The organism is Escherichia sp. E14S1 (genome assembly GCF_004211995.1).
Lineage (GTDB): Bacteria > Pseudomonadota > Gammaproteobacteria > Enterobacterales > Enterobacteriaceae > Escherichia.
In genome coordinates this window covers 201,157-218,584 of the sequence record NZ_RHJQ01000010.1, presented here as the reverse complement: position 1 = coordinate 218,584, position 17,428 = coordinate 201,157, and the positions used below count along the sequence as shown (strand labels likewise).

The following is a 17,428-nucleotide window of genomic DNA, read 5'->3' as shown; positions in this document are numbered from 1 at the left end:
GTCGATTGCTCTAAATAAATCCTCTAAACCAGCATATTCATCCAAGAAATATCTTTGCGTGATATTTCCTCAACATCGCGACGCAAACGTTCATATTGCCGCAATATTATTTTTTGATATGTTGAAAGGCGGACGCAAATCCGCACACAACATTTCAAAGACAGGATTGGGTAAATGGCAAAGGTATCGCTGGAGAAAGACAAGATTAAGTTTCTGCTGGTAGAAGGCGTGCATCAAAAGGCGCTCGAAAGCCTTCGTGCGGCAGGTTACACCAACATCGAATTTCACAAAGGCGCGCTGGATGATGAACAATTAAAAGAATCCATCCGCGATGCCCACTTCATCGGCTTGCGATCCCGTACCCATCTGACCGAAGACGTGATCAACGCTGCTGAAAAACTGGTCGCTATTGGCTGTTTCTGCATTGGGACCAACCAGGTTGATTTGAATGCTGCGGCAAAACGCGGGATCCCGGTATTTAATGCCCCGTTTTCAAATACGCGTTCCGTTGCTGAGCTGGTGATTGGCGAACTTCTGCTGCTATTACGCGGAGTGCCGGAAGCCAACGCCAAAGCGCACCGTGGCGTATGGAACAAGCTGGCCGCAGGTTCTTTTGAAGCGCGCGGCAAAAAGCTGGGCATTATTGGTTATGGTCATATTGGTACGCAACTGGGCATTCTGGCAGAATCGCTGGGGATGTATGTTTACTTCTATGATATTGAAAACAAACTGCCGTTGGGCAACGCCACTCAGGTGCAACATCTTTCCGACCTGCTGAATATGAGCGATGTAGTGAGTCTGCATGTGCCAGAGAATGCGTCTACCAAAAATATGATGGGCGCGAAAGAGATCTCGCTGATGAAGCCGGGCTCGCTACTGATTAACGCTTCGCGCGGAACGGTGGTTGATATTCCGGCGCTGTGTGACGCTCTGGCGAGCAAACATCTGGCAGGGGCCGCAATCGACGTGTTCCCGACGGAACCGGCGACTAACAGCGATCCATTTACCTCTCCGCTGTGCGAATTCGACAATGTTCTGCTGACGCCACACATTGGCGGTTCGACTCAGGAAGCACAGGAGAATATCGGCCTGGAAGTTGCGGGCAAATTAATCAAGTACTCTGACAATGGCTCAACGCTCTCTGCGGTGAACTTCCCGGAAGTCTCTCTGCCACTGCACGGTGGGCGTCGTCTGATGCACATCCACGAAAACCGTCCGGGCGTGCTGACTGCGCTGAACAAAATATTTGCCGAGCAGGGCGTTAACATCGCTGCCCAGTATCTGCAAACTTCTGCCCAGATGGGTTACGTCGTTATTGATATTGAAGCTGACGAAGACGTTGCCGAAAAAGCTCTGCAGGCTATGAAAGCTATTCCGGGTACCATTCGCGCCCGTCTGCTGTACTAATTCCCCTTCTTTGACAATCAACGGGCAGGTCACTGACTTGCCCGTTTTTTTATCCCTTTTACCGCGCTAATTACGGCATTTGCATCGCTGTGTAATCGCCTTTGCGAGCCTGCTCGAAGAAATAAATTAAAGCCAGATCAATGCGTTGTGTTTATTCAAAGAGGATTTACGATGGCGGGGCAGCACAGGGCTGTAACGGTAAAGCCCTCACCGAAGCGAGGGCTTAAAAGAGAAGGGTTATGATGCGACTTGTCATCATACTGATTGTACTGTTACTCATAAGTTTCCCAGCTTATTAACAGTCAGTCTCAGGGGAGGAGCAATCCTCCCTTACCCTTACTCACTAAATTAGGTTAAAGAATCAACTATGTCAATCAGGGCGATGCAGGTGTGTCGCTCTCACCACTCCCAGATTTTCGATGGCGTAACCACCGCAGGCAGCGGGACGTCCCATTCTTCTACGGGGAGTTTTTCCACCAACTGGCAATCATGGGCATAACCTACTGGCTGCATGTTGTAGTGCTGCCAGTTTTGCAATGTCCGATCATAAAATCCACCGCCCATTCCCAGCCGTTGACCGAACTCATCAAAGGCGACCAGCGGCGTTATCAGGACGTCTAATCGGGAAAGGGGTAGCACGTCACGCACGTCCAGTTTTGGCTCGTGGATCTTCAACCTGTTCATTACCAGTTCACTCTTAGGATGATAATTCAGGAACAGTAAATTACCGGCACTAAAGGGATGCAAAACGGGAAGATACACGCGCTTACCTGCGCGCCAGAGTTGCTCTATGAGCGGCTGGGTGTCGAGTTCGCCATCAAAAGAGAGGAATACAGCGACCGTATGCGCCATCACAACAGGGGGATAACTCATCATCCGCATGGCAGCCTGCTGGCCCATTTCACGTTGTTGTTCCGGCGTTAACGCACGACGACGTTGCCGAATCATTTTGCGGATTTCTTGTCGGGATAATGTCAGTGGGAGTTCTGGTAGTTGTGTCATGGCTGGTGCCAGATAAGAAGGGAATCTCCGAGATGCCGCCGCAGGCTGTAACCCTTGAACCCTTGGTTCAAGGTGAATGTGTCGTCGCAGTTTTAAGGCTTCTCGGACGGACCGAGCATGCTCACCAACCACGGAGCGCCACATTCTTGTGGTATGAAATATCGGCTCAGGGGACTGGCCCGCTTGCGAACATCTCAGAGAAATTTTGTCTTCACGGTTACTCTACCACAGTAAACCGGAAAGTGTCATTCAAAGTTTTGGTTCGTTTTTTCGGTGATGCGACCTTGTTCAAGTAACGCTTGTTCTATGGTCTGTTGCAGCATCCGAATACGCTGTTCCATACTTGCCGCGTAGTCACGAGTCTTCGCTTTTTCTTGCGCTAACTCGTAGCTGATATTCAATGCGGCAATGAAAACCAACTGTTCAGTATTTGTGACTCTAGTGCGTTCTTTCAGATCTTGCAACCGTTGGTTCAGATCGTCCGCAGCCTGATTCAACGCATCCCTTTGGTCAGGCGGGCAGTTCACACGCAGTGAACGGCCAAAAATTTGGATATCGACGGGTTGTGCAGACATGCCACCTTCCTGCTGATTGACTGCGCTGCCTTCGCCTTCAGACCTTTGGTCTGCGAAGGGGCGAAACTATAGCTACCCTGGTGCAATGAGACAAGCCCTTTTCTGGTCCACCAGGGTCCAAAGTGATAGCATATCATGAATCTTCCTCCCTTTGATGCCGAATGCTTATGTCAATACAGAACGAAATGCCTGGTTACAATGAAATGAACCAGTATCTGAACCAACAAGGGACAGGTCTGACCCCTGCTGAGATGCATGGTTTAATCAGTGGGATGATATGTGGCGGTAATGATGACAGCTCCTGGCTGCCGCTGCTTCACGACCTGACGAACGAAGGTATGGCTTTCGGGCATGAACTTGCCCAAGCATTGCGCAAAATGCACTCTGCCACCAGTGATGCCTTGCAAGATGACGGCTTCCTTTTTCAGCTTTATCTGCCTGATGGCGATGGCGTTAGCGTTTTCGATCGCGCTGATGCGTTGGCAGGCTGGGTAAATCACTTCCTGCTCGGTCTTGGCGTCACTCAGCCGAAGCTGGATAAAGTGACTGGCGAAACTGGTGAAGCCATTGACGATCTGCGTAACATCGCACAACTGGGCTACGACGAAGACGAAGATCAAGAAGAGCTGGAAATGTCGCTTGAAGAGATCATCGAGTACGTCCGTGTTGCTGCGCTGTTATGCCATGACACCTTTACTCATCCGCAACCGACCGCACCAGAAGTACAAAAACCGACTCTACACTAAAAACAAAAAACGTAAGGAGAGTGTTATGAGTGAGATATCTCAGCAGGAATTTCAGCGCCGCCGTCAGGCCCTGGTGGAGCAAATGCAACCCGGCAGCGCCGCGCTGATTTTTGCGGCACCAGAAGTGACCCGAAGCGCCGACAGCGAATACCCCTATCGTCAGAACAGCGACTTCTGGTACTTCACCGGCTTTAATGAACCGGAAGCGGTACTGGTGCTGATTAAAAGCGATGACACTCATAACCACAGCGTTTTGTTTAACCGCGTGCGCGACCTGACGGCGGAGATCTGGTTTGGCCGTCGTTTAGGTCAGGATGCCGCGCCAGAGAAACTGGGCGTTGATCGCGCTCTGGCGTTCAGTGAAATTAATCAGCAACTTTATCAACTGCTTAACGGTTTGGATGTGGTTTACCACGCCCAGGGCGAATATGCATATGCTGATGAAATCGTGAATAGTGCGCTGGAAAAATTGCGTAAAGGCTCGCGGCAAAATCTCACCGCGCCAGCAACGATGATCGACTGGCGTCCCATTGTTCATGAAATGCGCCTGTTCAAATCGCCGGAAGAGATTGCCGTACTTCGCCGCGCGGGTGAAATCACCGCACTGGCGCATACCCGGGCGATGGAAAAATGCCGTCCGGGGATGTTCGAGTACCATCTGGAAGGCGAAATTCACCACGAATTCAACCGCCACGGTGCGCGCTATCCTTCCTATAACACCATTGTCGGCAGCGGTGAAAACGGCTGCATTCTGCATTACACCGAAAACGAGTGTGAACTGCGCGACGGCGACCTGGTGTTGATTGATGCTGGTTGTGAATATAAAGGTTACGCGGGCGATATCACCCGTACCTTCCCGGTCAATGGCAAATTCACCCAGGCCCAGCGCGAAATCTACGACATTGTGCTGGAATCTCTCGAAACCAGCTTGCGCCTGTATCGTCCGGGAACATCCATTCAGGAAGTCACCGGTGAAGTGGTGCGCATCATGATTAGCGGCCTGGTAAAACTCGGCATCTTGAAAGGTGATGTTGATGAACTGATCGCTCAGAACGCACATCGTCCTTTCTTTATGCATGGCCTTAGCCACTGGTTAGGACTGGATGTCCATGACGTTGGCGTTTATGGCCAGGAGCGCTCGCGCATTCTGGAACCGGGCATGGTACTGACCGTAGAGCCAGGGCTGTATATTGCGCCGGATGCAGAAGTGCCAGAACAATATCGCGGTATCGGCATTCGTATTGAAGACGACATTGTGATTACCGAAAACGGCAACGAAAACCTCACCGCCAGCGTGGTGAAAAAGCCGGAAGAAATCGAAGCATTGATGGCAGCTGCGAGAAAGCAATGAGCGTAATCATCGTCGGTGGCGGCATGGCTGGCGCGACGCTGGCGCTGGCTATTTCCCGGTTAAGTCACGGGACGCTGCCGGTACATTTGATTGAAGCGACCGCGCCAGAGTCTCATGCTCATCCGGGCTTTGATGGACGGGCTATTGCGCTGGCGGCGGGCACCTGTCAGCAGCTGGCGCGCATCGGTGTCTGGCAATCTCTGGCTGATTGCGCAACCGCCATCACCACCGTGCATGTCAGCGATCGTGGTCATGCCGGATTCGTCACCCTCGCCGCAGAAGATTACCAACTGGCGGCGCTGGGGCAGGTTGTCGAATTGCACAATGTCGGGCAACGGCTGTTTGCGCTGTTGCGCAAAGCGCCTGGCGTAACGCTGCATTGCCCGGATCGCATTGCTAATGTTGTTCGTACCCCAGCTAACGTTGAAGTGACGCTGGAGAGTGGCGAGACGCTGACGGGCCGCGTGCTGGTGGCGGCTGACGGTACGCATTCCTCGTTAGCTACTACCTGTGGCGTTGACTGGCAGCAGGAGCCCTACGAACAACTGGCTGTGATTGCGAACGTTGCAACTTCCATTGCGCATGAAGGGCGCGCTTTTGAACGCTTTACGCAACATGGCCCGCTGGCGATGTTGCCGATGTCTGAAGGACGCTGTTCGCTGGTCTGGTGTCATCCACTGGAACGGCGCGAAGAAGTGTTGGCGTGGAGCGACGAGAAGTTTTGCCGTGAACTCCAGTCGGCCTTTGGCTGGCGACTGGGGCAAATTACCCACGCCGGTAAACGCAGTGCTTATCCGCTGGCGTTAACCCGCGCCGCCAGACCGATTACCCATCGCACCGTGCTGGTGGGCAATGCGGCACAAACCCTGCACCCGATTGCCGGGCAAGGATTTAACCTCGGTATGCGTGATGTGATGAGCCTTGCGGAAACCCTGACCCAGGCGCAGGAGCGCGCAGAAGACATTGGTGATTACGGCGTATTGTGCCGTTATCAGCAGCGTCGACAGAGCGATCGCGAAGCAACCATCGGCGTCACGGACAGTCTGGTACATCTTTTTGCCAACCGTTGGGCGCCGTTGGTTGTCGGGCGCAACATCGGGCTGATGACGATGGAATTATTCACCCCGGCACGCGATGTGCTGGCGCAGCGCACCCTCGGTTGGGTGGCGCGTTGAAGGCGGTTTTAAGGAATAAACAATGCAAAGTGTTGATGTAGCCATTGTTGGCGGCGGCATGGTGGGGCTGGCGGTTGCCTGCGGCTTACAGGGGAGCGGCTTACGCGTTGCCGTACTGGAGCAGCGCGTACCGGAATCTCTGGCGGCGGATGCACCACCACAACTGCGCGTTTCGGCTATCAATGCCGCCAGCGAAAAATTACTCACCCGTCTTGGCGTCTGGCAGGACATCCTCTCTCGCAGAGCCAGCTGTTATCACGGTATGGAAGTGTGGGATAAAGACAGTTTTGGTCACATCTCGTTTGACGATCAAAGCATGGGTTATAGCCATCTTGGGCATATCGTTGAAAACTCAGTGATTCACTACGCGCTGTGGAACAAAGCGCTGCAGTCGTCAGATATCACCCTGCTGGCCCCCGCAGAATTACAACAGGTCGCCTGGGGGGAAAACGAAACCTTCCTGACGCTGAAAGATGGCAGCATGTTAACGGCGCGTCTGGTAATTGGTGCGGACGGCGCTAATTCCTGGTTGCGCAACAAGGCCGATATTCCGCTGACTTTCTGGGATTATCAGCATCACGCGTTGGTGGCGACCATTCGCACGGAAGAACCGCATGATGCGGTGGCGCGGCAGGTTTTCCATGGCGAAGGCATTCTGGCCTTTTTACCGCTTAGCGATCCGCATCTTTGCTCGATTGTCTGGTCACTGTCGCCAGAGGAAGCGCAGCGGATGCAGCAGGCAGGGGAAGACGAATTTAATCGCGCGTTAAATATCGCTTTTGATAATCGACTGGGCTTATGCAAGGTTGAGAGCGAGCGTCAGGTGTTCCCGCTGACGGGGCGTTATGCGCGCCAGTTTGCCGCGCACCGTCTGGCGCTGGTGGGCGACGCCGCGCATACCATCCACCCGCTGGCGGGGCAGGGGGTAAATCTCGGCTTTATGGATGCTGCAGAGCTGATTGCTGAACTGAAACGACTGCATCGTCAGGGTAAAGACATCGGGCAGTACATTTACCTGCGTCGCTATGAGCGTAGCCGCAAGCACAGCGCGGCACTGATGCTGGCAGGTATGCAAGGATTCCGCGATCTGTTTTCTGGAGCTAATCCAGCGAAAAAACTGCTGCGTGATATTGGTCTGAAACTGGCCGACACGCTTCCTGGCGTTAAACCGCAACTTATTCGTCAGGCAATGGGATTAAACGATTTGCCTGAATGGCTGCGTTAAAAATTTCTCATCTTTTGTTTATTTGATACCCATCACACTTTCATCTCCCGGTTTTTCGCCGGGAGATTTTCCTCATTTGAAATAAACTAATTTCACCCGTAATTTCGCATTATATTTTCTAATATCGTGAATTTTTGATTTAGCGATTTTTGACAATTTTTTAGTTCTTAATATCGATTTATTCAAAATTGTTTTATTAACTCGTTATGTTTGTTTGCGTGTATCGCGTTATTTGGTTTTTTGTCCTGTTGTCATTTTTGAGATTTTTAACCATAAGCTAATGTGATGATCAATTTTTCCTTATGGTTAACCGTCTGTTTCGGTGGTAAGTTCAGGGAAAAGAGAACGATTGCGTTGGGGACCGGGAGTGGCTCCAGTGCTGGGTTTCGTGGTGACAATTTCACCACGAAAAGTTGTCAGCCCCGCTTATTCAATGAGGACAAGATGGCACAACAGACTCCTTTGTACGAACAACACACGCTTTGCGGCGCTCGCATGGTGGATTTCCACGGCTGGATGATGCCGCTGCATTACGGTTCGCAAATCGACGAACATCATGCGGTACGTACCGATGCCGGAATGTTTGATGTGTCGCATATGACCATCGTCGATCTCCGCGGCAGCCGCACCCGGGAGTTTCTGCGTTATCTGCTGGCGAACGATGTGGCGAAGCTCACCAAAAGCGGCAAAGCCCTTTACTCGGGGATGTTGAATGCCTCTGGCGGTGTGATAGATGACCTCATCGTCTACTACTTTACTGAAGATTTCTTCCGCCTCGTTGTTAACTCCGCCACCCGCGAAAAAGACCTCTCCTGGATTACCCAACACGCTGAACCTTTCGGCATCGAAATTACCGTTCGTGATGACCTTTCCATGATTGCCGTACAAGGGCCGAATGCTCAGGCAAAAGCTGCCACACTGTTTAATGACGCCCAGCGTCAGGCGGTGGAAGGGATGAAACCGTTCTTTGGCGTGCAGGCGGGCGATCTGTTTATTGCCACCACCGGTTACACCGGTGAAGCGGGCTACGAAATTGCGCTGCCCAATGAAAAAGCGGCCGATTTCTGGCGCGCGCTGGTGGAAGCGGGCGTTAAGCCATGTGGCTTGGGCGCGCGTGACACGCTGCGTCTGGAAGCGGGTATGAATCTTTATAGTCAGGAGATGGACGAAACCATCTCTCCTTTAGCCGCCAACATGGGCTGGACTATCGCCTGGGAACCGGCAGATCGTGACTTTATTGGTCGTGAAGCTCTGGAAGCGCAGCGTGAACATGGCACAGAAAAATTAGTTGGCCTGGTGATGACCGAAAAAGGCGTGCTGCGTAATGAACTGCCGGTACGTTTTACCGACGCGCAGGGCAACCAGCATGAAGGCATTATCACCAGCGGTACTTTCTCACCGACGCTGGGCTACAGCATTGCGCTGGCGCGCGTGCCGGAAGGCATTGGCGAAACAGCGATTGTGCAAATTCGCAACCGTGAAATGCCGGTTAAAGTGACGAAACCTGTTTTTGTGCGTAACGGCAAAGCCGTCGCGTGATTTACTTTTTTGGAGATTGATTGATGAGCAACGTACCAGCAGAACTGAAATACAGCAAAGAACACGAATGGCTGCGTAAAGAAGCCGACGGCACTTACACCGTTGGCATCACCGAACACGCTCAGGAGCTGTTAGGCGATATGGTGTTTGTTGACCTGCCGGAAGTCGGCGCAACGGTTAGCGCGGGTGATGACTGCGCGGTTGCCGAATCAGTAAAAGCGGCGTCAGACATTTATGCGCCAGTAAGCGGTGAAATTGTGGCGGTAAACGACGCACTGAGCGATTCCCCGGAACTGGTGAACAGCGAACCGTATGCAGGCGGCTGGATCTTTAAAATCAAAGCCAGTGATGAAAGCGAACTGGAATCACTGCTGGATGCGACCGCATACGAAGCATTGTTAGAAGACGAGTAACGGCTTTAATCCTCTTCTGCGGGAGAGGATCAGGGTGAGGAAAATTTACGCCTCACCCTCACTCTCTTCGCAAGGAGAGAGGTTCACAATTCACTGCACGTTTCAGGAACCATCGCTCATGACACAGACGTTAAGCCAGCTTGAAAACAGCGGCGCTTTTATTGAACGCCATATCGGACCGGACGCCGCGCAACAGCAAGAAATGCTGAATGCCGTTGGCGCACAATCGTTAAACGCGCTGACCGGCCAGATTGTGCCGAAAGATATTCAGCTTGCGACCCCGCCGCAGGTTGGCGCACCGGCGAACGAATACGCCGCGCTGGCTGAACTCAAGGCTATTGCCAGTCGCAATAAACGCTTCACGTCTTACATTGGCATGGGTTACACCGCCGTGCAGTTGCCGCCGGTTATTCTGCGTAACATGCTGGAAAATCCGGGCTGGTATACCGCGTATACTCCGTATCAACCTGAAGTCTCCCAGGGCCGCCTCGAAGCACTGCTCAACTTCCAGCAGGTAACGCTGGATTTAACCGGGCTGGATATGGCTTCGGCTTCTCTTCTGGACGAGGCCACCGCTGCCGCCGAAGCAATGGCGATGGCTAAACGCGTCAGCAAACTGAAAAATGCCAACCGCTTCTTTGTTGCTTCTGACGTTCATCCGCAAACGCTGGATGTGGTACGTACTCGTGCCGAAACCTTTGGTTTTGAAGTGATTGTCGATGACGCGCAAAAAGTGCTCGAGCATCAGGATGTGTTCGGCGTGCTGTTACAGCAGGTCGGCACTACTGGTGAAATTCACGACTACACTGCGCTTATCAGCGAACTGAAATCACGCAAAATTGTGGTCAGCGTCGCCGCCGATATTATGGCGCTGGTGCTGTTAACCGCGCCGGGTAAACAGGGCGCGGATATTGTTTTTGGTTCGGCGCAACGCTTTGGCGTACCGATGGGCTACGGTGGCCCGCACGCAGCATTCTTTGCGGCGAAAGATGAATACAAACGCTCAATGCCGGGTCGTATTATTGGCGTATCGAAAGATGCCGCGGGTAATACTGCGCTACGCATGGCGATGCAGACTCGCGAGCAACATATCCGCCGTGAGAAAGCGAACTCCAACATTTGTACTTCCCAGGTACTGCTGGCAAACATCGCCAGCCTGTACGCCGTTTATCACGGTCCGGTTGGCCTGAAACGTATCGCTAACCGCATCCACCGCCTGACCGATATTTTGGCGGCGGGCCTGCAACAAAAAGGTCTGAAGCTGCGCCATGCGCACTATTTCGACACTTTGTGTGTGGAAGTAGCCGACAAAGCGGGCGTACTGGCGCGTGCCGAAGCGGCTGAAATTAACCTGCGTAGCGATATTCTGAACGCGGTTGGGATCACCCTTGATGAAACAACCACGCGCGAAAACGTGATGCAGCTTTTCAGCGTGCTGTTGGGCGATAACCACGGGCTGGAGATCGACACGCTGGATAAAGACGTGGCTCACGACAGTCGCTCTATTCAACCTGCGATGCTGCGTGATGACGAAATCCTCACCCATCCTGTGTTTAATCGCTACCACAGCGAAACCGAAATGATGCGCTATATGCACTCGCTGGAGCGTAAAGATCTGGCGCTGAATCAGGCGATGATTCCGCTGGGGTCCTGCACCATGAAACTGAACGCCGCCGCCGAGATGATCCCGATCACCTGGCCGGAATTTGCCGAACTGCACCCGTTCTGCCCGCCGGAACAGGCCGAAGGTTATCAGCAGATGATCGCGCAGCTGGCTGACTGGCTGGTGAAACTGACCGGTTACGACGCCGTTTGTATGCAGCCGAACTCTGGCGCACAGGGCGAATACGCGGGCCTGCTGGCGATTCGTCACTATAATGAAAGCCGCAACGAAGGGCATCGCGATATCTGCCTGATCCCGGCTTCTGCGCACGGAACTAACCCTGCTTCTGCACATATGGCAGGAATGCAGGTGGTAGTTGTGGCGTGTGATAAAAACGGCAACATCGATCTGACTGATCTGCGCGCGAAAGCGGAACAGGCGGGCGATAACCTCTCCTGTATCATGGTGACCTATCCTTCCACCCACGGCGTGTACGAAGAAACGATCCGTGAGGTGTGTGAAGTCGTGCATCAGTTCGGCGGTCAGGTTTACCTTGATGGCGCGAACATGAACGCCCAGGTTGGCATCACCTCGCCGGGCTTTATTGGCGCGGACGTTTCGCACCTTAACCTACATAAAACTTTCTGCATTCCGCACGGCGGTGGCGGCCCAGGTATGGGACCGATCGGCGTGAAAGCGCATCTGGCGCCGTTTGTGCCGGGCCATAGCGTGGTGCAAATCGAAGGCATGTTAACCCGTCAGGGCGCGGTTTCTGCGGCACCGTTCGGTAGCGCATCCATTCTGCCAATCAGCTGGATGTACATCCGCATGATGGGCGCAGAAGGGCTGAAAAAAGCAAGCCAGGTGGCAATCCTCAACGCCAACTATATTGCCAGCCGCCTGCAGGATGCTTTCCCGGTGCTGTATACCGGTCGCGACGGTCGCGTGGCGCACGAATGTATTCTCGATATTCGCCCGCTGAAAGAAGAAACCGGCATCAGCGAGCTGGATATTGCCAAGCGCCTGATCGACTACGGTTTCCACGCGCCGACGATGTCGTTCCCGGTGGCGGGTACGCTGATGGTTGAACCGACTGAATCTGAAAGCAAAGTGGAACTGGATCGCTTTATCGACGCGATGCTGGCTATCCGCGCAGAAATCGACCAGGTGAAAGCCGGTGTCTGGCCGCTGGAAGATAACCCGCTGGTCAACGCGCCGCACATTCAGAGCGAACTGGTCGCCGAGTGGGCGCATCCGTACAGCCGTGAAGTTGCAGTATTCCCGGCAGGCGTGGCAGACAAATACTGGCCGACGGTGAAACGTCTGGATGATGTTTACGGCGACCGTAACCTGTTCTGCTCCTGCGTACCGATTAGCGAATACCAGTAATTCACTGATTCGACTATCTTCTAAAGGCGCTTCGGCGCCTTTTTACTTGCTGACAATTTGCTCAAGCGTAAATGATGGTACGGTTTTCCCCCTCGCCCTTTTAGGGCGAGGGAACTGATCGTGCGTTCTTTTGGCTTTGTCATCAGTCTTAATTTATGGGGAAAACAAATGGCTATAGCACTTGTGACCGGCGGCAGTCGTGGTATTGGGCGGGCAACTGCGTTACTGTTGGCGCAAGAAGGGTATACGGTTGCGCTTAATTATCAGCAAAACCTCCACGCGGCGCAGGAAGTGGTGAACTTAATAACGAAAGCCGGTGGCAAGGCATTTGCACTCCAGGCGGATATCAGCGACGAAAACCAGATCGTCGCAATGTTTACAGCAATCGACCAGCGTGATGAACCGCTAGCCGTGCTGGTCAACAATGCCGGGATCTTGTTTACCCAGTGCACCGTAGAAAACCTTACCGCAGAGCGAATCAACCGAGTATTTTCCACCAACGTAACGGGATATTTTCTCTGCTCACGCGAGGCGGTAAAACGCATGGCGTTTAAAAACGGCGGCAATGGCGGCGCTATCGTCAATGTCTCTTCGGTAGCCTCACGGCTGGGATCGCCGGGGGAATACGTTGATTATGCGGCATCGAAAGGGGCGATTGATACGTTAACCACCGGACTATCGCTGGAAGTCGCCGCGCAGGGAATTCGCGTCAATGGCGTGCGACCCGGTTTTATCTATACCGAAATGCACGTCAGCGGTGGTGAACCCGGACGCGTCGATCGCGTGAAATCGAACATTCCGATGCAGCGTGGCGGACAGGCGGAAGAGGTCGCGCAGGCCATTGTCTGGCTGATTAGTGATAAAGCATCTTATGTCACGGGAAGTTTTATCGATTTGGCAGGTGGGAAATAAAACAGGAAAGTTGTCTGACCGGATGCAACGCAGCAAGTATTGCATCCGGTACTTTATCTACTTAAAGCTTCTCGCCGTTGCTGGCAATCACCTCTTTGTACCAGTTAAAGCTCTTCTTACGTGAACGCGACATATCGCCAGTACCGTCGTCATGTTTATTCACATAGATAAAGCCGTAGCGTTTGCTGTACTGCCCGGTAGTGAACGACACGCAGTCGATGCAGCCCCACGGCGTGTAGCCCATCAGATCCACGCCATCGTAAGTCACCGCTTTTTTCATCTCTTCAATATGGGCGCGCAGGTAGTCAATACGGTAGTCATCGATGATGCTGCCATCTTCTTCTACTTTGTCGTAAGCGCCAAAACCGTTTTCGACAATAAACAGCGGCTTCTGATAACGCTCATACAATTCGCATAGTGCATAGCGCAGACCCACCGGATCAATCTGCCATCCCCAGTCCGACGCTTTAACAAATGGGTTCGGTACACTGCCTTCAAAACCAGAGATCGCATCGCCGGTGCCGCCTTCGGCCTTCACCGCGTTGGTCATGTAATAACTGAAGCCAAGATAATCGCAGGTGCCTTCGCGCAGTATATCCAGATCGCCATCTTCCATCTTGATGTTAAATCCGCGACGCTCCCACTCGTTCAACACATAGGACGGGTAATAGCCACGCAGCTGCACATCGGTAAAGACGTAGCGCTCGCGCATCGACTCCTGAGCGAACATCACATCGTCCGGGTTACAGGAGTAAGTATAGAGCGGCACCATCGCCAGCATACAACCGACTTTCATCTCCGGGTTGATGCGATGCGCGGCTTTCACCGCCAGGGCGCTGGCGACAAACTGATGATGCAGCACCTGATACATCGTCTCTTCCGGGTTTTCATGCTCGGTATACACCACGCCGGAGCAGCAGTAACCGAACAGCGGCGCACGCCAGTTACGCTGGTTGTTAATTTCGTTGAAGGTCATCCAGTATTTGACTTTATGCTTATAGCGTTCAAATACCACTTCCGCGAAACGCACAAAGAAATCAACCACTTTACGGTTGGTCCAGCTACCGTATTGCTGCACCAGATGCAGTGGCATTTCAAAGTGGGAGAGGGTGATCACCGGTTCGATGTTGTATTTCAGCAGTTCATCGAACATATCATCGTAGAACTTCAGCCCTTCTTCGTTTGGCTGTGTTTCATCGCCTTTTGGAAAAATGCGCGTCCAGGCGATGGATGTACGAAAACATTTGAAGCCCATTTCGGCAAACAGCTTGATGTCTTCTTTGTAGCGGCCATAAAAATCAACGGCTTCATGGTTCGGATAGTATTTGCCGGGCAAAACTTCTTTGGTGATTTCGCGCGGCACGCCGTGTGCGCCACCGGTTAGCACGTCGCAAATACTCGGCCCTTTGCCGCCTTTGTTCCAGCCGCCTTCGACCTGATGAGCGGCAACTGCGCCACCCCATAAGAAATCTTTCGGTAAGGTGAGTTTTTTCACTATCATAGGCTCCAAATGAGTCAATTCTTACAGGAAATAGTACCATGCAGCCAAACGACATCACTTTTTTTCAACGTTTCCAGGATGACATTCTGGCTGGGCGTAAAACCATCACTATTCGCGACGAGTCTGAATCGCACTTTAAACCGGGCGATGTGCTCCGCGTCGGGTGCTTTGAAGATGACGGCTATTTTTGCACCATTGAAGTTACCGCAACTTCAACCGTAACGCTGGATACTCTCACAGAAAAACATGCACAACAGGAAAATATGACCCTGCCTGAACTGAAAAAAGTCATTGCCGACATCTATCCTGGTCAGACACAGTTTTATGTAATTGAATTTAAATGCCTTTAAGTTGAACTCACGCCTGTTAGTTGAAATTTAACATTTAATTTCATGATTTTTCGGAGATTACTCTCAAATCAGAATTTATTTTAGCTAACAGGTGTTCACTGGAACTATTCTCAGTTACGCTGGAGAAGTGTTCACGTGCGTGTACGTTTCTCCGGAGTAAGTTATGGTTCAGAAGCCTCTCATTAAGCAGGGATATTCGCTGGCAGAGGAAATTGCCAACAGCATCAGTCACGGCATCGGGCTGGTGTTTGGTATCGTCGGGTTGGTATTGCTACTGATTCAGGCGGTGGATCTTAATGCCAGCGCCACGGCGATAACCAGTTACAGCCTTTATGGCGGCAGTATGATCCTGCTGTTCCTCGCTTCGACGCTTTATCACGCCATTCCCCATCAACGGGCAAAAATGTGGCTGAAGAAATTTGACCATTGCGCCATTTACCTGTTGATTGCCGGAACCTACACGCCGTTTTTGCTGGTGGGGCTGGATTCTCCGTTAGCGCGCGGGTTGATGATTGTTATCTGGAGCCTGGCATTGCTGGGGATTCTGTTCAAACTGACCATCGCGCACCGATTCAAAATTTTATCTCTGGTGACTTATCTGGCGATGGGTTGGCTGTCACTGGTGGTGATTTATGAAATGGCAGTTAAACTCGCGGCGGGCAGCGTTACCTTACTGGCAGTAGGCGGTGTGGTTTACTCGCTTGGGGTGATTTTCTACGTCTGCAAACGCATCCCCTACAACCACGCCATCTGGCACGGCTTTGTGCTCGGCGGCAGTGTGTGCCATTTCCTGGCGATCTATTTGTATATTGGACAGCCGTAATGGCTGTGTCTTTGTCGGCATGAAAAGACGCACCAGCGTCGCATCAGGCATCGGAGCGCAACTGCCGGATGCGGCGTGAACGCCTTATCCGGCCTACGGGCCGCTTTCCATTTGTGAAAAAGGCACCAAGTTGAAGGCCTGATAAGACGCACTAGCGCCGCATCAGGCATCGGAGTACAACTGCCGGATGCGGCGTGAACGCCTTATCCGGCCTACGGGCCGCTTTCCATTTGTGAAAAAGGCACCAAATCCCAGGCCTGATAAGACGCGCCAGCGTCGCATCAGGCATCGGAGCGCAACTGCCGGATGCGGCGTGAACGCCTTACCCGACCTGCGGACCGCTTTCCATTTGTGAAAAAGGCACCAAGTTGAAGGCCTGATAAGACACGCGAGCGTCGCATCAGGCAATAGATGCCCGAAGCGATACAGCGATTTACTCTTCCAGCGAATACGGCAGCGGCTCGATACGCAATGTATTCGCATCATCACGAACGCGGAAGATGCTGTCCGGTTCCATATCGTTATTCATGACGACCTGAACCACTACCTGACCATCTTCCAGTTTTACCGCAGCCAGCACTGTACCGGTACGACGCCAGTTTTCGCCCATTTTCAGCTCTAAGTCTTCACCAGCTGCCGGCAAACGGCTGGCGCTACCCGCCAGCAACCAGAGCGCGCGTTTGTTGGCTCCGCGGAACTTAGCTCGTGCCACCATCTCTTGCCCGGTATAGCAGCCTTTCTTAAAGCTGATACCGCCCAGCGCCTGAAGGTTAGTCGCCTGCGGGATAAACTGCCCACTGTTAGCAGCGTCAATAACAGGGAAACCCGCTTCAATGTTTAATGCCAGCCACTGTTGGCTATTGTTCAGTTCCGCTTCACCGCGCAGTTTATCGGTCAAAGTATTAGCGGTAGCTTCATCGGTTACGATCAGAAAACGTTCTGCCGGATGTTCAAACCATAGCAGTGTGGTCGCACCTTCTCTAACTACCTGTTTTTCCTTCGAAGGCATTTCGCTGAAGAGATTTTCCAGCGCGGCGCGTGCCTGAAAACCGGCAACACCGAGCAGCACACGTTCATCGTCCGGCACGATGGTCACTTTAGAAAACACCGCATATTTTTTCAGTTCAGTCAGCTGCGAATCACGCACGCTGCGGCGTTCAATCCACGCAAAGCCATCGCCGTCGCGGAACAGACGCAAATTGCTCCACATTTTACCTTTGGCGTCGCAATGCGCGGCGAGCAAATGCTGGTCTTCTGACATCTGGCTGACGTCTGCTGTCACTTGGCCCTGCATATATTTTTCGCTGTCCGCGCCAGTAATGGTGGCAAGCGCCCAGTCATCAAGCGTCATCAGCGTCAGTGGTAAACGGGCAGAAGCCGTAGGCTGACGGGGAGGAAAAGGTGTAAAAGCCATAAT

Annotated in this window: 16 protein-coding genes and 1 other RNA gene; 12 read left to right on the top strand and 5 right to left on the bottom strand. The window is 52.6% G+C overall.

What is annotated here, in order from left to right; genetic code table 11:
• Positions 1–174 precede the first annotated feature (174 nt).
• Positions 175–1,407 carry a phosphoglycerate dehydrogenase gene (gene serA, locus D9734_RS12600; protein ID WP_064529774.1) on the top strand — a complete coding sequence of 411 codons (1,233 nt, stop codon included), beginning with the start codon at positions 175–177 and terminating at the stop codon, positions 1,405–1,407.
• A 239-nt stretch (positions 1,408–1,646) separates the two neighbouring features.
• Entirely contained in the window at positions 1,647–1,706 is a 60-nt protein-coding gene (gene ibsC, locus D9734_RS12595) for a type I toxin-antitoxin system toxin IbsC (protein WP_071525914.1), read from the top strand.
• A gap of 100 nt (positions 1,707–1,806) precedes the next feature.
• On the opposite strand, the gene D9734_RS12590 is transcribed toward ibsC, so the two are convergent.
• From D9734_RS12590 to zapA, 3 genes are all read right to left on the bottom strand, one after another.
• The gene (locus tag D9734_RS12590) at positions 1,807–2,409 is read right to left on the bottom strand and encodes a 5-formyltetrahydrofolate cyclo-ligase (RefSeq protein WP_130207850.1); all 603 of its coding nucleotides are present in this window, start codon (positions 2,407–2,409) and stop codon (positions 1,807–1,809) included.
• A gap of 20 nt (positions 2,410–2,429) precedes the next feature.
• Positions 2,430–2,613: non-coding RNA, 6S RNA (ssrS, locus tag D9734_RS12585), on the bottom strand.
• Positions 2,614–2,654: 41 nt separating this feature from the next.
• A complete protein-coding gene (zapA, locus tag D9734_RS12580; RefSeq protein WP_001276008.1) occupies positions 2,655–2,984 on the bottom strand; it encodes a cell division protein ZapA in 330 nt (109 codons plus the stop codon).
• Between the two features lie 167 nt (positions 2,985–3,151).
• Between zapA and ygfB the strand changes: the two genes are divergently transcribed.
• The 8 genes from ygfB to D9734_RS12540 all read left to right on the top strand — a co-directional run bounded on the left by ygfB (position 3,152) and on the right by D9734_RS12540 (position 13,337).
• Complete coding sequence (gene ygfB / locus D9734_RS12575) at positions 3,152–3,730, top strand: UPF0149 family protein YgfB (RefSeq protein WP_135383206.1); 579 nt, start codon at positions 3,152–3,154, stop codon at positions 3,728–3,730.
• A 25-nt stretch (positions 3,731–3,755) separates the two neighbouring features.
• Positions 3,756–5,081 (top strand): Xaa-Pro aminopeptidase, encoded by a 1,326-nt coding sequence (gene pepP, locus D9734_RS12570; RefSeq protein WP_130207846.1) that lies wholly within the window; start codon positions 3,756–3,758, stop codon positions 5,079–5,081.
• The gene (gene ubiH, locus D9734_RS12565; protein WP_130207844.1) at positions 5,078–6,256 is read left to right on the top strand and encodes a 2-octaprenyl-6-methoxyphenyl hydroxylase; all 1,179 of its coding nucleotides are present in this window, start codon (positions 5,078–5,080) and stop codon (positions 6,254–6,256) included. The genes pepP and ubiH overlap by 4 nt, the downstream gene beginning before the upstream one ends.
• Before the next feature lie 22 nt (positions 6,257–6,278).
• Positions 6,279–7,481 carry an FAD-dependent 2-octaprenylphenol hydroxylase gene (ubiI, locus tag D9734_RS12560; protein ID WP_130207842.1) on the top strand — a complete coding sequence of 401 codons (1,203 nt, stop codon included), beginning with the start codon at positions 6,279–6,281 and terminating at the stop codon, positions 7,479–7,481.
• A 444-nt stretch (positions 7,482–7,925) separates the two neighbouring features.
• A complete protein-coding gene (gcvT, locus tag D9734_RS12555; RefSeq protein WP_000068706.1) occupies positions 7,926–9,020 on the top strand; it encodes a glycine cleavage system aminomethyltransferase GcvT in 1,095 nt (364 codons plus the stop codon).
• 23 nt (positions 9,021–9,043) lie between these two features.
• Positions 9,044–9,433, top strand: a complete 390-nt coding sequence (gcvH, locus tag D9734_RS12550; protein WP_001295377.1) for a glycine cleavage system protein GcvH — start codon at positions 9,044–9,046, stop codon at positions 9,431–9,433.
• A 118-nt stretch (positions 9,434–9,551) separates the two neighbouring features.
• Complete coding sequence (gcvP, locus tag D9734_RS12545) at positions 9,552–12,425, top strand: aminomethyl-transferring glycine dehydrogenase (protein ID WP_130207840.1); 2,874 nt, start codon at positions 9,552–9,554, stop codon at positions 12,423–12,425.
• A 168-nt stretch (positions 12,426–12,593) separates the two neighbouring features.
• Complete coding sequence (locus D9734_RS12540; protein WP_130207838.1) at positions 12,594–13,337, top strand: SDR family oxidoreductase; 744 nt, start codon at positions 12,594–12,596, stop codon at positions 13,335–13,337.
• 61 nt (positions 13,338–13,398) lie between these two features.
• On the opposite strand, the gene bglA is transcribed toward D9734_RS12540, so the two are convergent.
• Complete coding sequence (gene bglA / locus D9734_RS12535; protein ID WP_165383280.1) at positions 13,399–14,832, bottom strand: 6-phospho-beta-glucosidase BglA; 1,434 nt, start codon at positions 14,830–14,832, stop codon at positions 13,399–13,401.
• A 44-nt stretch (positions 14,833–14,876) separates the two neighbouring features.
• Here bglA and yqfB point away from each other — a divergent pair, with 44 nt between their 5' ends.
• Positions 14,877–15,188: a N(4)-acetylcytidine aminohydrolase gene (yqfB, locus tag D9734_RS12530; protein ID WP_130207834.1), complete on the top strand. Its 312-nt coding sequence runs from the start codon at positions 14,877–14,879 to the stop codon at positions 15,186–15,188.
• Positions 15,189–15,351: 163 nt separating this feature from the next.
• Positions 15,352–16,011, top strand: coding sequence for a hemolysin III family protein (locus tag D9734_RS12525; protein WP_130207832.1), 660 nt, complete (start codon positions 15,352–15,354; stop codon positions 16,009–16,011).
• 433 nt (positions 16,012–16,444) lie between these two features.
• On the opposite strand, the gene ygfZ is transcribed toward D9734_RS12525, so the two are convergent.
• Positions 16,445–17,425 (bottom strand): tRNA-modifying protein YgfZ, encoded by a 981-nt coding sequence (ygfZ, locus tag D9734_RS12520; protein WP_130207830.1) that lies wholly within the window; start codon positions 17,423–17,425, stop codon positions 16,445–16,447.
• Between the last annotated feature and the right edge of the window lie 3 nt (positions 17,426–17,428).

Bases quoted from the DNA above. Each gene is read 5' to 3' on its own strand.
- gcvP (WP_130207840.1), top strand. From the start codon at position 9,552: ATGACACAGACGTTAAGCCAGCTTGAAAACAGCGGCGCTTTTATTGAA.
- pepP (WP_130207846.1), top strand. From the start codon at position 3,756: ATGAGTGAGATATCTCAGCAGGAATTTCAGCGCCGCCGTCAGGCCCTG.
- gcvT (WP_000068706.1), top strand. From the start codon at position 7,926: ATGGCACAACAGACTCCTTTGTACGAACAACACACGCTTTGCGGCGCT.
- ubiH (WP_130207844.1), top strand. From the start codon at position 5,078: ATGAGCGTAATCATCGTCGGTGGCGGCATGGCTGGCGCGACGCTGGCG.
- zapA (WP_001276008.1), bottom strand. From the start codon at position 2,984: ATGTCTGCACAACCCGTCGATATCCAAATTTTTGGCCGTTCACTGCGT.
- ubiI (WP_130207842.1), top strand. From the start codon at position 6,279: ATGCAAAGTGTTGATGTAGCCATTGTTGGCGGCGGCATGGTGGGGCTG.
- serA (WP_064529774.1), top strand. From the start codon at position 175: ATGGCAAAGGTATCGCTGGAGAAAGACAAGATTAAGTTTCTGCTGGTA.
- gcvH (WP_001295377.1), top strand. From the start codon at position 9,044: ATGAGCAACGTACCAGCAGAACTGAAATACAGCAAAGAACACGAATGG.
- ygfZ (WP_130207830.1), bottom strand. From the start codon at position 17,425: ATGGCTTTTACACCTTTTCCTCCCCGTCAGCCTACGGCTTCTGCCCGT.
- yqfB (WP_130207834.1), top strand. From the start codon at position 14,877: ATGCAGCCAAACGACATCACTTTTTTTCAACGTTTCCAGGATGACATT.
- D9734_RS12525 (WP_130207832.1), top strand. From the start codon at position 15,352: ATGGTTCAGAAGCCTCTCATTAAGCAGGGATATTCGCTGGCAGAGGAA.
- D9734_RS12540 (WP_130207838.1), top strand. From the start codon at position 12,594: ATGGCTATAGCACTTGTGACCGGCGGCAGTCGTGGTATTGGGCGGGCA.
- D9734_RS12590 (WP_130207850.1), bottom strand. From the start codon at position 2,409: ATGACACAACTACCAGAACTCCCACTGACATTATCCCGACAAGAAATC.
- ygfB (WP_135383206.1), top strand. From the start codon at position 3,152: ATGTCAATACAGAACGAAATGCCTGGTTACAATGAAATGAACCAGTAT.